This window comes from Paludibaculum fermentans (genome assembly GCF_051172195.1).
GTDB lineage: Bacteria > Acidobacteriota > Terriglobia > Bryobacterales > Bryobacteraceae > Paludibaculum > Paludibaculum fermentans_A.
Window position 1 is genome coordinate 3,584,511 of the sequence record NZ_JBPJAQ010000001.1, and the last position, 14,779, is coordinate 3,599,289.

Here is a 14,779-nt window from a genome sequence, read left to right on the forward strand (position 1 = left end):
TCCATGCCAGTTACTGATTCGCCTCTCGACGATGAGACAAAGCCGGTGGATGCGGCCGCACAGTCGGCCCGCTCGCGCTATGTGGCGCGCATCGCTTCCACCGCCGCCCAGGATCCCTGGTGGGATGCAGTGGTGGTCACCGCTGGGTCCGCGCGACAGGCCGAGAAGTACTCGGAGGAGATCCTGCGGCGGCGGATGGAAGGGCGGCTTCCTTCCGGAGTGCTGTATCTCACCGCGGCGGATCTCGAGGACAGCCGTCTCGGCAGTGGCGGCGCCACGCTGAACGCATTGCGAATCCTGGCGGAAGCGACGCTGGTACAGGAGCAGCCGGGCAAAGATTCTCTGGAATGGTGGTGGGAACGGCGCCGGGTGCTGATCATCCAGGGCGGCGGCGATCCGCGCCGGTTGCCGCAGTATGCGCTATCTGGCCGGCTGTTCGCGCCGCTGCCGGCGCATACGCCGTGGGGCGGCGCGAGCACCGCCTTCGACGAGATTCTGGCCTCTTCGACGGCGTGGGCGGCACGCATCCGCAGCGGCCTGGTGGTGTGCGCGGGCGACGTGCTGATCGATCTTGACGACAGCGCCCTGTCGTGGGACCGGCAGGGGATCCGGGGCGCGGCGATCATCCAGCCAGCGGAGCGCGCGGCGGAACATGGTGTCTATTCGGTGGATGAATCCGGGCGCGTGTACGCATTCCTGAGCAAGCCGACGCGTGCGGAAATGGAGGCGGCCGGGGCTTTGACGGCGGACGGGCAAGCCGCCATCGATACTGGACTGCTGGCCTTCGATGCTGCTGCTTGCGCGCGGTTGAGCGAACTGGCGGGTGTGCGCTACAGCTTCGGCCGCTGGCTGGCCGACCACGGGATCCTGACAGGCATTGGCGGCGAGCGGCCGTTCATTGATCTCTACCAGCACGTGACGACGGCGTTGACGGGGCAGTGGACGCCGGCGGCGAGCGCACCGGCGGCGTTGCGGCACCTCGCGTTGGCGTTGCAGGGCCTGCCCTTCCACTGTTCGCTGGTGCCGGGGCGGTTGCAGCACATCGGTTCCGATGGCGCGCTGCAGCGAGTGGCGCTGCGGGATGCCGGGTTGGCGGGCGTCTACTCGGGCCAGCGGAGGACGGGTTCGATTGCCGCCTCGGGTGTCGAGTCGGCGGGTGTCGTGATCGATAGTGTATTCAGCGCCGGCTGCCGGTTGGACACGGGGGCGATGGCCATTGAGTGCAACCTCGATGTGCCGGTGCGGGCTGCGCAGGGTGCGGTGCTGCGCGGGCTGACGGGGTTGAGCTCGGCGGTGGAGATCCCTGAGAGCGTAATTGTGCACCAGATCCCGGTGACGCGGCCTGGCGCGGCTGCGGGCGTTGTGTTTCAGGTCTACGGCGTGGCCGACCATCCCGAACGGCTGATCACGAATGGGGCGGCAACGTGGTTCGGGCGGCCGATGGGCCAGGTGCTGGCGGACCTGGAACTGGACACGGAGTTGGTGTGGGCGGGTGTCGCGCCGGAGCTTCGGAGCTTGTGGAATGCGGCGTTGTTCGGATGCTCGGACCTGGAGTCCGCCTGGACGTGCGCGCAGTGGCTGATGGGCCTGCATCCACCTGGATTTTCGGCTGTCGAGTGGAAGGAGATGGCGAAGCTATCACTGGCGGCCAGCGAGCAGAGGGCTGATGCGGCGGCGCTGGCTGAAGTTCGCGTGGCACGTATGCAGACGGGCTGGCGGCGTACGGCGATGGCCCTGGCGCGCGATGGCTCCGACATCAGACCCATGCTGGCGCTGTCGCCCGGCATTCCAGCTTTGGCCGCGACGGGTCGCGCGCTGTGCGCCGATGCGCTCTCGCTGGAAGACGGACAACTGACCGAAGCGGCGAGCCGGCACTTCCAGGCCAGCCTGTTCCTGGGGCAGGCGGGCTTGGCGGAAGAGGCCGGACAGGCGCATGCGGCGGCGTTCCGCTGCGTGCGATCCGCCGTGGAAGCGGCGACTCCGGCGGATTTCGTTCCACTGCTTACTGATGCCAAGCCGCAGTTCCGCGAAGTGCGGGTGGCGGCGCCACCGCGCATCGATCTGGGCGGTGGCTGGTCAGATACTCCGCCGTTCTGCTTTGACTGGGGCGGGACCGTGCTCAACATGTCGCTGGCGCTGGATGGTGGATATCCGATCCGTACTTCGGTGCGCGTGCTGGATGAGCCTGTGGTGCGGTGTTTTGCCGACGGGGCACGGGTCGAGTACCAGAGTGTCGATGCTGTGCGGCAGCCGCCGGCTCCGGGCGATCCGTTCTCGATTCCACGTGTGGCGCTGCGGATGCTGGGGTGGAACGGCCTGGGGCTGGAGATTCGCACGGCGGTTGACCTGCCGATGGGGTCGGGGCTAGGGACGAGCAGTATTCTCGCTGCTACTGTGCTGCGGGCTCTGGCGGAACTGGTGGGGCATACGCCCACCGATGCCGAGCTCAGCGACCAGGTGATGACGCTGGAGCAGCGCATGACGACGGGCGGCGGCTGGCAGGACCAGGCGGGCGGGATCTTCCCGGGCGCAAAGCTGATCAGCACCGGTCCGGGCTTGCGGCAACGCCTGCGGGTTCAGCCGGTGGGGTGGAGCGCTGAGCGGCAGCAGGAGTTCCAGAGGCGGTTTGTGCTGCATTACACCGGGATCCGCCGGATTGCGAAGGGCCTGTTGACGCAGGTGGTGGGCGGGTATCTGGCTCGCGAGGTGGCGGTGGTGCAGGTGCTGCACAGCATCAAGACGCTCGCAGCGGAGATGGCGTATGCGATGCGCGAGGGCGAGTGGGGTTACCTGGGCGAGTTGATGCAGCGCCATTGGCTGTTGAACCAGCAGTTGGATCCGCACACGACGAATGCTCCGATCAACCAGATGCTGGGCGTGCTGCAGCCGTATCTGGCAGGGGCCAAGCTGGCGGGGGCCGGCGGCGGCGGATTCCTGATGCTGCTGGCGAAGGATGAAGAGGCGGCCGGGCAGGTGCGCCGGTTGCTGTCCGGGGGCAGCGGGCGGCTGTATGAGTATTCCATTGCGGAAGAGGGGTTTCAGGTGGAGCGGGTATAGCGGCGGGCTAATCTGAGAAGATGCTGCGACGCACTTTCGCCGCGGGGTTGCCGGCTGCTGCTGCTCCCGCGGCTGGGCTCAAGTTTGCCGTGCTGATTTCGGCCAATGCCGAATGGGGGCCGGTGCGGCGCTTCTTTCCCCAGGCTGCGGTGTCGAAGTCGCCCTTTGGAGAGTTCTTTTCCTCGCGGGTGGGGGCGCATGCCCCTCTGTTCTTTCATGGAGGGTGGGGCAAGATCGATGCGGCGGCTTCCACGCAGTATGTTGTCGATCGGTGGTCGCCCCGGCTGCTCGTCAATTTGGGGACTTGCGGCGGGATGGAAGGGGCTGTCGCGCGGAATCAGATTGTTCTGGCCGAACGGACCGTGATCTACGACATCGTGGACCTGATGGGCGATGCCGACGAGGCGATCTCGGACTACACGACCAGGATCGATCTGGGCTGGCTGGGCTCGAAGCACCCCGGTCCGGTGGTGCGGTCCACGCTCGTTTCTGCTGACCGGGACCTGGCCGTGGCGGACGTCCCGCGGTTGCGTTCGAAGTATGGGGCGGTGGCCGCGGATTGGGAGTCCGGGGCGATTGCCCGGGTCGCGGCCCGCAATGGCAGGAAAGTGCTGATTTTGCGCGCGGTCAGCGATATGGTGGGTGCCGGCGGCGGGGAAGCCTACGGGCAGCCGGGGTATTTCGAGCGCCGGGCCGAGGAGTTGATGCGGGGCTTGCTGCAGTCGTTGCCGGAGTGGCTCGACCACTGTTCCGGGCGGCTCTGATAGCTCGCGGGCTATCATAGAAGAAACCGCCCGCATGAGCAAAACATCCCTGGACAAGAGCAGAATCAAGATCCTGTTGCTGGAGGGTCTGCACCCCAGCGCCGAGGCCGCCATTCGCGCCGATGGTTATACGTGGATCGAATCGCACCCCAAATCGCTGGCGCCGCAGGATCTGGCTGCCGCGCTGAGTGACGCCTACTTTGTGGGTATCCGCTCGGCTACGCAGCTCACTCGAGAACTGATTGAACAGGCTCCGCGGCTGACGGGTGTCGGCTGTTTCTGTATCGGCACGAACCAGGTGGATCTGGAGGCTGCGCTGGAGCGTGGGATTCCGGTGTTCAACGCTCCGTTCTCGAATACGCGCAGTGTGGCGGAACTGGTGATGGCGGAGGTCGTGCTTCTGATGAGGGGCATCCCTTCGCGCAATGCGGCGGCGCATCGCGGGGAGTGGATCAAGACGGCTACGGGCTCGAATGAGGTTCGGGGGAAGACCCTGGGCATTATCGGGTATGGGCATATCGGTACGCAGGTGGGCCTGCTGGCCGAGGGGCTCGGCATGCGGGTGCTGTACTACGACATCGAGACGAAGCTGGCGTTGGGGAATGCCCGGCCAGTGCCGACACTGGAGATGCTGCTGCAGGCTTCCGATGTGGTGACGCTGCATGTGCCCGAGACTCCGCAGACGATGGGGATGTTCGGCGCGGCGCAGATTGCGGCGATGAAGCCGGGCGCCAAGTTGATCAACAATGCGCGCGGGACTGTGGTGGATATCGATGCGCTGGTGGTGGCGCTGCAGAGCGGCCATATCGGCGGCGCGGCGATTGATGTTTTTCCGGAAGAGCCGAAGACGGCAGGGGATGAGTTCCGGTCGCCGTTGCGCGGGTTGGACAATGTACTGTTGACCCCGCATGTGGGCGGGAGTACGGCGGAGGCCCAGGAAAACATCGGCGTCGAGGTGGCGGAGAAGCTGATCAAGTACAGCAATAACGGGTCGACGCTGAGTGCCGTGAATTTTCCGGAGGTGGCCTTGCCGGAGCATCCGGGGCTGCACCGGTTGCTGCATATCCATCGGAATCAGCCGGGCGTGTTGTCGGCGATCAACGCGGTGTTCTCGAAGCAGGAGATCAATATCGCCGGCCAGTATCTGCAGACGAATCCGCGGATGGGCTATGTCGTGATTGATGTCGAGTCGGATGAGAAGGCCGAGACGCTGCAGTTGAAACAGTTGCTGGATGAGGTGCCGGGGACGATCCGGACCAGGGTGTTGTACTAGGGCGAGTGGGTCTTGCGCTACGCTCACGCAGTTTGGGCGCGCTGCTGAACTCAGTGGAGCTTTCTGGTGGCTATCCGCTCACTTACGTTCACGGCTCCGTTTGCGGCTTCATCCGGTTTGGCGGCCGCGGGGCCACCACTTCCTGACGGTTGTGGTTCGTTGTGCCGGTGATGGGTTAGTCCATTCGGAGTGCGGACATGGGGTCGAGGCGTCCGGCACGACGGGCGGGGAGATAAGCGGCTAGTAACGCCACCGCCAGCAGGACCGCCGGCACCGCCGCGAACGTGGCTGGGTCGCGGGGCTCTACTCCGAACAACAGACCTTGCAGGAGACCCGCCAAGGCCAGGGATCCTGCTACGCCGGCCAGCGTGCCCGCCAATACGAAGCGAGCTCCGGCGGCTACGACCTGGGCCGTGATTTTGCCCGGACCCGCGCCCAGGGCCAGGCGCAGGCCAATCTCGCGGGTTCGCTCTGTGACTGAGTAAGCCAGGACTCCATAGACGCCCACTGCGGCGAGCAGCAAAGAGAGGATCGAGAAGCCTACCAACAGCAGGGCGCTGAAGCGCTGGCGGGCGAGGGTTTCCCCCAGCACTTCGTCCATGGTGCGCGCCTCGGCGATGGGCTGGGCGGGGTCGAGTTCCCGGACGATGCGGCGTGCGGGTTCGATGAGGGTGCGCGGGTCCGTACTCGTTTTCAGCAGCACCGTCATGCCGCCGTAGATTAGCAGGGCGTGCGGATAGTAGATGGTGGGTTGCGCGGGCTTGTCGAGCGAGCCCTCCTTCACATCGCCGACCACGCCGATGATCTGGCCGTAGGGGTTGGTGTCGCCCATCAGCGCATTGATGGAAGTGCTGAGCGGATCGCTGCCCTGCAGGAACTTCTGCACATACGCCTCATTGACGATGAAGCGCATCGGTGACTTCTCCTCGTTGTCGGCGGCTGTGAAATCGCGGCCCTGCTTCATAGGGATGCCCATGGTTTGGAAGTAGCCGGGCATCACGGTGCGGACCATCGACAACAATTCTTCTCCGGCCCGAGGAACAGGCCGGCCCTGGATGTTGGTGTTGGTGGCGGCGGCCATGCCATCGAAGGGCAGGTAGCTGACGGCGCTGGCGGATTGGACTCCGGGCGCCTGGCGGAGACGGTCGAGCAGTTGGGTGAAGAAGACGGTCCGGCGGTAGGGCGGTTGGTAGCGGGCGGCGGGCAGCGAGACGCGGAAGGTCAGGAGGTTATCGGGGTTCAGGCCGGAGGGTACGGATTGGAGCCCGGCGAGGCTCTGAAAGAGCAGGCCGGCACCTGTCAGCAGGATGACGGAGAGGGCCACCTCAGCGGCGACCAGCCAGGCCCGCAGGGCGCCACGCCTGGAGACAGTGCCCGCGCCCTGCCGAAGGGCCTCGAAGAGCTGGAAGCGGGTGGCGGTCCAGGCGGGTGCGAAGCCGAAGAGGATTCCGGTGAGTGTGGACAAGGCGACAGAGAAGAGGAGCACGCGGGCGTCCATCCGGATGTCGGCTGCCGAGGTGAGCATCTTCGGAGCGAGGGCCAACAGGCCGATGACCATCCAGCGCGCCAGAATGACTCCGGCCGCTCCGCCGAGGAAGGAGAGCAGGACACTTTCGGTGAGGAGTTGGCGGATGACGCGCCAGCGGCCGGCGCCCATGGAGGCGCGGACCGCCATTTCGCGTTGCCGGGTGGAGCAGCGGGCGAGCATCAGGTTGGCGACGTTGGCGCAGGCGACCAGCAGCAGCAGCCCGACGGCGCCCAGCAGGACCAGGAGCGAAGTCCGCGTTTTGCTCACGAGGGAGTCGCGCAGCGATTCGACGTTGATGGTCCAGTTCTTGTTGAAGCTGGGGTGGGCGGCTTCCAACTGGGTGGCGATGGCCGCCATTTCAGCTTGAGCCTGATCGCGAGTGACCCCGGACTTGAGCCTGCCGGCGACCAGGATGTAGCGGCCGGAGGTCTGGCGGTAGTCCCGGGCCAAGTCCATGCCGAGGGGCTCCCACACATCGGTTTCCCGATTGCGGAAGTAGAAGCCGGGCGGCATCACGCCGATGATGGTGCGCGGTGTGGAATTGACCGTCACCTTGCGGCCCAGCACTGCTTCGTCGCCGTCGAACCAGGTCTGCCAGATGCGGTGGCTGATGAGAATGACGGCGTCCTGGCCCGGCCGGTCCTCAGCCTCTGTGAAGAAGCGGCCGCGGTGGGGTTGGACGCCGAGCATGGGGAGCAGGTTGGCCGTCATGGCCTGCTTCTTCAACTCCTCGACGCGATGGCCGTCGGACAGGACGGAGTTGAGATCGCGGACGACCGCCATCTGGTCGAAGCTGCGGCTGCGGGCTTTCCAGTCGAGATAGTTGCCGGGCGAGACGACGTTGCGGTTGGCGTTCGGAATTTTGGGATTGGCTTCCCAAATCATCATGAGGCCGGCCGGATCCTTGTAGGGCAAGGGCCGCAACAGAACGCTATCCGCGACCGTGAAGATGGAGACGCTGGCGCCGATGCCGAGGGCGATGGAGAGGGCGGCGGTGGTGGCGTAGCCGGGATTGCGGCGCAGGCTGCGGAGGCTGTAGCGGAGGTCCTGCCACCAGGTCTCCAGCCAGGCGAGGGTCCAGCGGTCGCGCATGGATTCTTTCACGGGTTCAACGCCGCCGAGTTGGAGCACCGCCTCGCGGCGGGCTTCGTCTTCCGTCATGCCGGCGCGCAGATTGTCGTCGATGTGGAACTGGAGGTGGGCTTCGAGCTCCTGCTGGAACTCGCGTTCGCGCCGCGATTGGCCCAGGGTGCCGGCGAGGCGGAGGAGGAAGGCACGAAGGGCTCTCACAGCGTCTCACCTCCGGGTTCGAAGAAGCGGGCGATGATGTCGGTGGTCTCCTGCCATTCGCGCTGTTCGCGGGCGACCTGGCGTTTCCCGGCGGCGGTGAGTTTGTAGAACTTCGCCTTGCGGTTGTTTTCGGAAACGCCCCACTCCGACGCGATATAGCCTTCCTGTTCGAGCTTGAGGAGGGCGGGGTAGATGGTGCCGTAGTTGAGCACCAGGCGGTCGCCGCTGGTCTGTTCGATGCGGCGGGCGACGCCATAGCCGTGGAGCGGGCCGAGGCCCTGCAGGGTCTTGAGGATCATGAGGGCGAGAGTGCCCTGCCAGACTTCGTTCTTTACCGGTTTCTTGCCCATATGGGATGCCAATACAAACGTACGGCAAGTCCTATGGCCTGGCAATAGGAAGCCGTGAAGTTTACATTCCCTGCACGCAAAACCGCGCCGGGCCCGGTTTGGGCGCGGCGCGGTTCTGTGTTTGGGCGGTGGGTTAGTTGGGGATCTGGAGCGTGAACGGGTCGGCTCCGATGGTGCCTACGAGTTCCTGGAGGTAATCGGGGGCGCTGACGCGCGCGAGTTGGACGCGGGCTTCGGCGAGGCGGGCGTCCACGTCGAACTGTTGGGCAGCGGCGCGGGGGAGGAACGCTTCGAGCTCGTGGACATGACGTGTCCAGAGGGCGACGTCGCGCTGCTGTTTGACGGCGAGGCGCTGGTGGTACCAGTCGCTGGCGAGGAGGGACTCGCGGGTGAAGAGGGCGCGCAGGCGGGGGTCCTGGATGGTCATGCCTTCGAAGTGGCCATGGACCAGGATGTGCAGCAGGGCCTTGAGCGGCGGGCAGGCGGCGTCGACGCTGCCGTCCTCGAAGTAGTTGAGGGCGACGCGTTGTTGGGCTTCGACGATGGCGTGGATGCCGGCGGCGAAGTCGGCCGGATCCTGCTTTTCGGGGCGCAGGAGTTCCTCGGAGAAGACGGCGTCGGGGGTTTCGAAGATGCGGCCGAGGAAGCGGTCGACGAAGAGGGAGGTGACGCGGTAGCCGAGGCGGCTGGCCAGGACGACGCGGCCGTCGAGTTCGAAGTCCTCGAGTTTCTCCAGGTAGCCGTTCTCGATGAGGAACTTTGGATCGCGTTCGTCGACGCGGATGCGGCACCAGACCTCGGGCACGAGCATGCTGACGTCGTGATCCACCTTGTATTTGGGGCCGACGTAGCCGGCCGCGGTGGTGAAGCCGGCGTACTCGGTGAGGATGAAGGAAACGAGGGCGTTGTTGAGGTCGACGACAGGCCAGACAGCGTTGAAGGGGCCTTTGGTCAATGCGCCTTCACTGCCGAAGCCGGTGGTGGAGGGCGATTTGCCGGTGAGGCTGCAGATGAAGTCCATGAACAGCTCGGGCAGTTCCTGGTAGTGGATGGGGTTGTAGACGGCGAGGGGCGGGACTCCGATTTTGGGATCAGAGGGATTGCCGCGGCGGCCGGCGAGGACGGCGTTGACGGGGAAGTGGACGGGCTGGGTCGACGGTACGGTGCGGTTGAGGCGGGCGCAGACTTCGGCGAGGTAGGCGTCGCGCGGATCGACACGGGTGGGCACCTGCTGGAGGTAGCGGGGGTTCTTGGAAGGTTTGCCGTCGATGACACGGGCATGAGCGGAGGAGACCACATAGCTGCCTTCGGCGCTGTTGACGAAATCGCGCAGGAGGCGCTTCATCGGCATGGTGTACTTGTCGAACTGGACGACGTGATCGACAAGTTCGCGGGCTTGCTCGCGGGTGATGGGCTCGAAGTTGGAGATGAAGGTGTTGGGGGTGGCGAGGTCTGCTTCAGCCTGGGCGTCGAAGCCGCGGATGACTGCGTCGTCGGGGCGCTGGAAGAGGAACGACTCGCAGTTGGTGACGAGCTTGGCGCTCTGGTTGGGGTACTTGGTATCGAAGTCGGGCAGGGAGTTGCGGGGGACTACGACGGAGGCGGTGATGTCGTCCTCGACCTGGACTTTGTCGGCAGGGTGGAAGTCGGGGCGGAGTTTGTAGATGCGCCACGAGCCGTCGGGATCGAAGCCGACGCGGAGATAGTTGCCGACGAGTTTCTGGTTGCGGTATTTGAGTTCGTGGCCGAGGAAGCCGTTGATGCGGTCGACGGTGAAGAACTCGCGCCAGTTGGCGGCCCATTCCTGGCGGTAGTAGCGTTTGACGGTGAAGACGAGTTGGCGGATGGTTTGGGGCAGGCCGCGGAGCCAGGCGTTGTGGGCTTCGGTGTATTCGGCAGAGGGCGTGAGCAGGCGGATGACGGAGCCGAGAGAACGCTCCGGACTGAGGATGGGGCGCTTGGCGCGGCTATCCGGCTGGGGCAGCGCGAAGATGTTGGAGAAGTCCATGGCGAGGATGCGCTCGACCTCCTCCATGTCGCGATGGTAGTCGCGGACGAAGACGGGGCCTTCGAGCTGGGCGTTGGCGATGGATTTTGAGATCTCGGATTTGCCGCCGCCGGAGACGGTGCAGGGTTTGTGGCAGAGCGTGCCGTGGGCCACCACGCCGACCAGTCGCCAGGCGGAGCCCTTCAACTGCTTCTCCAGGCGCAGGCGGTAGCCGGAGGGCAGGACATAGGTTTCGCCGACGCGCAGGGTCAACCGGTGTTCGCCGTCCTCGCGAAGCCATTTGACGTAGCCGCCCTGGACGTTGAACTCGGCGTGCTCGGGCAAGTAGAGGATCTCTGGGTAGCGGGCGTCGACGGCGTAGCCTTCGGGCATCGCGTGGGCGCGGTCGCCGAGCAGGCGGAGCACGTCGTCGATGGTGCTCTTCTTCAATTGGACGGCGCGGTCTTCGCTGAACTCCTGGCCGACGACATAGGCGGGGAAGGCGATGGCGCCGCCGGCGTGTTCTTCTTCGGCGAGGCCGTAGAGGTTGGCGGCGAAGCTGATCTGGGTTTTGACTTCCTTCTTGCAGTAGCCAAAGTAGTTGTCGGCGATGATGGTGACCATGACGCCGCGGTGGTCGCGGCAGGCGATTTTGAAGGCGCGGCCGCCGTTGTAGGGCTCGTCTTCGTGGCGCCAGCACATCTCGTCGCGGCGCTGGCGATCGGTGGCCTGGTCGAAATGAGGGAGGCCGAGGGATTTCTTGCTGAGGCCGACGAGGTGCGGGGCGAGGATGACGCAGCCGGAGTGGCCGGTCCAATGATGGACGTCGAGGGCGGCGTTGTTTTCGGGGAGGTAGGGGTCGCCGGCGTTGCCGAAGATACTTTCGACGAAGTCGAGGTTGCTGACGAGGCTGGCGGGCGCGAAGAAGCGGATCTCCATTGACTTCTGCGGATCGCGGCCGGTCGCGGGACAGACGACGGGGCGGAGCAGAAGCGAGACGAAGAGGCGGTCCTTATCCTCCTGGGTGGCGGTGAAGGGCAGTTCGAGAACTTCGGATGGGGGCCTGAGGGCTTCCCGCAACAGGATGGCGAAGGCTTGTTTGGGGGCTTCGAGCTTATCGGCGGGCACGGGCAGGCCGCCTTCGACGATCTGGAAGAGGCCCTGGGTGGTGCGGCGGTCGCTGCGCGGATTGTGGAGAACGCCCTGGGCGATGCGGTAGGACTGCAGGTAAGGCGACGAGAAGAAGTCGGCGTCGACGGGCAGGGACATGGCGCGGGCGAGGCCGGGGCGATCGAGGACGAAGGTGTTGGAGGGAAGCCTGGGGGCGCCGTTGGGGCAGAGCTCGGAGAGATAGGAATCGAGGAACGCCTGGATGCGGGCGTCGGCCTGGCACAGTTGGCCGCCGAGGAGCTGATCCTTCTGATAGTAGTTTCTGAGCAGGGGACCGGCCAGTTCGAGGAAATAGGGGTCCGCCGCGGATTTACTGGTGGGCTGGCCCAACGCTGCCAGCTTGAGATTGATATACCGGATTAACTCGACGTCGACTCTCTGTTGGGATCGATCAGAATGGCTTGCATCGCTACCAGAAAAAGGCATTATGCCAGTTGTAGCATGACGGAGGCCCGGTTCAGCGGGCCCTGCCGGAGTGGGTGAAACGGCTTTCAGTCAGCCTGCATACTTTGGCGGAGGGCGAGGTCGCACTGGAGGACGACGTCGTTGGAGGCCGTCTCGTAGAGATCGCCGAGGGTGGGGTAGTTGAAGCAGGCGCGGTCGAGCAGTTCGACGCCGCCGTCGGCGAGCATCACCATCATGCCGGTGTGGGCGAGTTCGGAGGCGAGTTCGCCGATGACGTGGACACCGAGGAGCTTCAGGTCGGACTTGCGGAACAGCAGCTTGAGGAAGCCTTTGCAGTCGCCGATGATCTGGCCGCGAGCGTTCTCTGCGTAGTTGGCGCGGCCGACGAGGTACTCGATGCCCTTGGCCTTGAGCGTTTCCTCGGTTTCGCCGACCATGCTGATCTCGGGGATGGTGTAGATGCCGGTGGGGAGGAGGGCGGCCATGCGTGACTTCTCGAGGAAGCCGAAGGCGTGGCCCATGGCGAGGCGGCCTTGCGCGGAGCTGGTGGAGGAGAGGGCAGGGAAGCCGATGACGTCGCCGGCGGCGTAGATGTGCGGGATGTTGGTCTGATACTGCTCGTTGACGGGGATGATGCCGCGTTTACCGAGGACGACGCCCGCGGCCTGGAGATTCAAGGTAGCTGTGTTGCTGCTGCGGCCGGCGGCGACGAGGACCTGATCCACGGAGAGTTTCAGGCCGGATTCGCATTCCAGGTGGATCTGGCCGGGCTGGCCTGATTCGCAGGACTTCACCATCTCCTTCTTGTGAAATTGAATCAGCAGGTCCATCGCCAGCGACTTTTCGAGGGCCAGTGAGACTTCGCGATCGAGGAATGGCAGTAGCGAATCCCGGCCGTCCAGGAGATGTACCTCGCAGCCCAGGGCGGCGAAGGTACAAGCGTATTCGGTGCCGATGACGCCGGCTCCGATGACTGCCAGCGATTTGGGGATCGACTCGATCTCCAGCAGTTCGTCGGAGTCGTGGATGCGGTCGTCTTCGAACTTGAACTCCGGCGGACGGAAGGGGGAGGAGCCGGTAGCGATGAGGATCTTCTCGGCGCGCAGTTGGGTGCGGCCGGTTTCGATGGTATTGGCGTCGAGGAAGCGGGCCGCGCCGGCATAGAGGTCGACGCCACGCTGGCGGATGTTGTCGAGGACGCGGGCGCGTTCGCGCGCCTTCACCTGGGTCTCGTGATACATGACGTCGCGGATGTTGGCCTCGCGGCGTAACGAGAGGTCAACGCCGTAGAGGTTGCGGGCGCGCATGCCGGTCAAGGCGAGTGCCGTTTCCCTCAGCGTCTTGCTGGGCAGAGTTCCGGTGTTGGTGGAAGCGCCACCGAGCGCCGTGTTCTTCTCGATCAACGCGACACGTTTGCCTAGCGCGGCCGCGGTGGCGGCACCTTTTTCCCCGGCCGGCCCCGAACCGATCACGATTGCGTCGTACTCTTGCATCCTCAACCTCTCCTTTTGCCCATCCGCACAATGCCCAGCGAGCCGATATATCGAGTGTAGCGGGAACCACCTCGCGGCACGGCGCGGCCCTCGGAGGATAGGCCCTTATGGATCGAGCGGTTCGGTGTTGTCCGCCTGGAGGGAGTCGATCCGCGGCAGGAACTCGAGGTCGAAGCGCGAGACGCGTTTGGTGACGCGATGGGGGACGTAGCCGAGTTCCAGCATGCAACGGGCCGTGAAGACGGGGCCCTCGATGGAGGCGCTCTGGAACTCATCGGTGGTGATGAGCGCGGGCTCTTCGAAGGGGATGCCGTAGCGGTACACGAGGCGGGCGGCGTTGCGGAGATTGGTGGTGGTGTGGCGCGCGTGCGGGTCGATCAGGATGGCGTCGGCGGGTATGTGGAGTTCTTCGATGAGGAAGCGCTTCATTTCGATCGCTTCGGCCCAGGGGGTCTGGTTGGGATGGACATAGCCGCCGGAGACGAGAATGAGCGGCGCTTTGCGGTCGTGGTAGCGTTTGGCGGCGAGTTCGCAGCGCATGCGGCCCGCGGGCGAGAGACGGACGTTGATGCTCTCGGTGCCGGAGCCGGGGACGACGATGACGGTCCAGGGATACTTCGCCCAGGGGATGGTACGGATGCGGGCGAGCGTGGCGCGGTTCTCGCCGAGGTCGAGGGGTTCGTGGCGGCCGGCTTCGTCGCGACGGTGGATGCGCAGGACTTGGAGTGCGAAGTCCAGGGAGGGTTGATAGAAGAGTTTCGATGCGGGCAGGCGGTCTTCGACAACCAGGGAAGCGGCGGTTTGAATGAGGTGGGCGAAGGAGGCGGACTTGACGTCGTAGGCGGCGGAGTCGATTTGGGCGTAGCGCGGTTTACGGGCGAGGGCGTAGAGGTCGAGCATGCGGTTGAGGCCCTGGGCGCAGTCCCGCCAGGCGGAAGCGAGCAGATCGGGTCCGGGGCTGGATTGATGCTTCTGGTAGAGGCCGCTGCGCCGCAAGGTGGTGTCGGTGAAGACGCGGAGGGAGGGGTTGGCGGCATAGAGGGCGCGCAAGGCGTGGGCGGCCTGGTCGATCTCAGCGGGGGTCCACTGCATGGGTTGGGCGTAGCATTCGGCGGCCGTGGAGGGATTGGCGGGGCAGGCTTTGTCGGCTGCCAGCAGTGCGGTCCGTTTGGAGTGAAGCAGTTCCTGGAGGCCGGAATCAGCGCCGATGGCGGCACTGGCCTGGGGGTCGCGTTCGAGGGAAGAGAGAAGGAAGAAGTTCTTGTCGCGGACGGGATCGGCGCCCATGGCCAGGGGCGCTTTGGCGGGGGGCTCCAAAGCGCAGAGGGGGAGGCAGCCCAAGAGCACGCCAAGGATCAGGGATCTGAGTTTCACGCGACTCATTCTCGCACGGGGCGCGGTGGCGCTGAGGCTGGTGAAAAAGAGAACGCCCGCCGTCCCGGTTGGGGCACGGCGGGCGTTC

Annotated in this window: 8 protein-coding genes; 3 read left to right on the plus strand and 5 right to left on the minus strand. The window is 65.3% G+C overall.

Going from position 1 to position 14,779, the window contains the following annotated elements:
* Nucleotides 1-3 precede the first annotated feature (3 nt).
* The 3 genes from ACR9Y2_RS14630 to serA are packed head-to-tail and all read left to right on the plus strand — an operon-like array spanning nt 4 to nt 5,094.
* Nucleotides 4-3,057 (plus strand): bifunctional fucokinase/fucose-1-phosphate guanylyltransferase, encoded by a 3,054-nt coding sequence (locus ACR9Y2_RS14630; protein ID WP_435042103.1) that lies wholly within the window; start codon nt 4-6, stop codon nt 3,055-3,057.
* 20 nt (nt 3,058-3,077) lie between these two features.
* A complete protein-coding gene (locus tag ACR9Y2_RS14635) occupies nt 3,078-3,821 on the plus strand; it encodes a hypothetical protein (protein ID WP_435042104.1) in 744 nt (247 codons plus the stop codon).
* 34 nt (nt 3,822-3,855) lie between these two features.
* Nucleotides 3,856-5,094, plus strand: coding sequence for a phosphoglycerate dehydrogenase (gene serA / locus ACR9Y2_RS14640; protein WP_435042105.1), 1,239 nt, complete (start codon nt 3,856-3,858; stop codon nt 5,092-5,094).
* Nucleotides 5,095-5,269: 175 nt separating this feature from the next.
* On the opposite strand, the gene ACR9Y2_RS14645 is transcribed toward serA, so the two are convergent.
* The 5 genes from ACR9Y2_RS14645 to ACR9Y2_RS14665 form a co-directional block, all read right to left on the minus strand.
* On the minus strand, nt 5,270-7,912 hold the full coding sequence (locus tag ACR9Y2_RS14645) for an ADOP family duplicated permease (RefSeq protein WP_435042106.1): 2,643 nt from the start codon (nt 7,910-7,912) through the stop codon (nt 5,270-5,272).
* The gene (locus ACR9Y2_RS14650) at nt 7,909-8,262 is read right to left on the minus strand and encodes a PadR family transcriptional regulator (RefSeq protein WP_435042107.1); all 354 of its coding nucleotides are present in this window, start codon (nt 8,260-8,262) and stop codon (nt 7,909-7,911) included. The genes ACR9Y2_RS14645 and ACR9Y2_RS14650 overlap by 4 nt, the downstream gene beginning before the upstream one ends.
* A gap of 133 nt (nt 8,263-8,395) precedes the next feature.
* Nucleotides 8,396-11,845 carry a hypothetical protein gene (locus ACR9Y2_RS14655; RefSeq protein WP_435042108.1) on the minus strand — a complete coding sequence of 1,150 codons (3,450 nt, stop codon included), beginning with the start codon at nt 11,843-11,845 and terminating at the stop codon, nt 8,396-8,398.
* A 65-nt stretch (nt 11,846-11,910) separates the two neighbouring features.
* Nucleotides 11,911-13,317: a Si-specific NAD(P)(+) transhydrogenase gene (gene sthA / locus ACR9Y2_RS14660; RefSeq protein ID WP_435042109.1), complete on the minus strand. Its 1,407-nt coding sequence runs from the start codon at nt 13,315-13,317 to the stop codon at nt 11,911-11,913.
* A 105-nt stretch (nt 13,318-13,422) separates the two neighbouring features.
* Nucleotides 13,423-14,691 carry a YdcF family protein gene (locus ACR9Y2_RS14665; RefSeq protein ID WP_435042110.1) on the minus strand — a complete coding sequence of 423 codons (1,269 nt, stop codon included), beginning with the start codon at nt 14,689-14,691 and terminating at the stop codon, nt 13,423-13,425.
* Nucleotides 14,692-14,779: the final 88 nt, after the last annotated feature.

Bases quoted from the DNA above. Each gene is read 5' to 3' on its own strand.
- ACR9Y2_RS14630 (WP_435042103.1), top strand. From the start codon at position 4: ATGCCAGTTACTGATTCGCCTCTCGACGATGAGACAAAGCCGGTGGAT.
- ACR9Y2_RS14635 (WP_435042104.1), top strand. From the start codon at position 3,078: ATGCTGCGACGCACTTTCGCCGCGGGGTTGCCGGCTGCTGCTGCTCCC.
- sthA (WP_435042109.1), bottom strand. From the start codon at position 13,317: ATGCAAGAGTACGACGCAATCGTGATCGGTTCGGGGCCGGCCGGGGAA.
- ACR9Y2_RS14650 (WP_435042107.1), bottom strand. From the start codon at position 8,262: ATGGGCAAGAAACCGGTAAAGAACGAAGTCTGGCAGGGCACTCTCGCC.
- serA (WP_435042105.1), top strand. From the start codon at position 3,856: ATGAGCAAAACATCCCTGGACAAGAGCAGAATCAAGATCCTGTTGCTG.
- ACR9Y2_RS14655 (WP_435042108.1), bottom strand. From the start codon at position 11,845: ATGCCTTTTTCTGGTAGCGATGCAAGCCATTCTGATCGATCCCAACAG.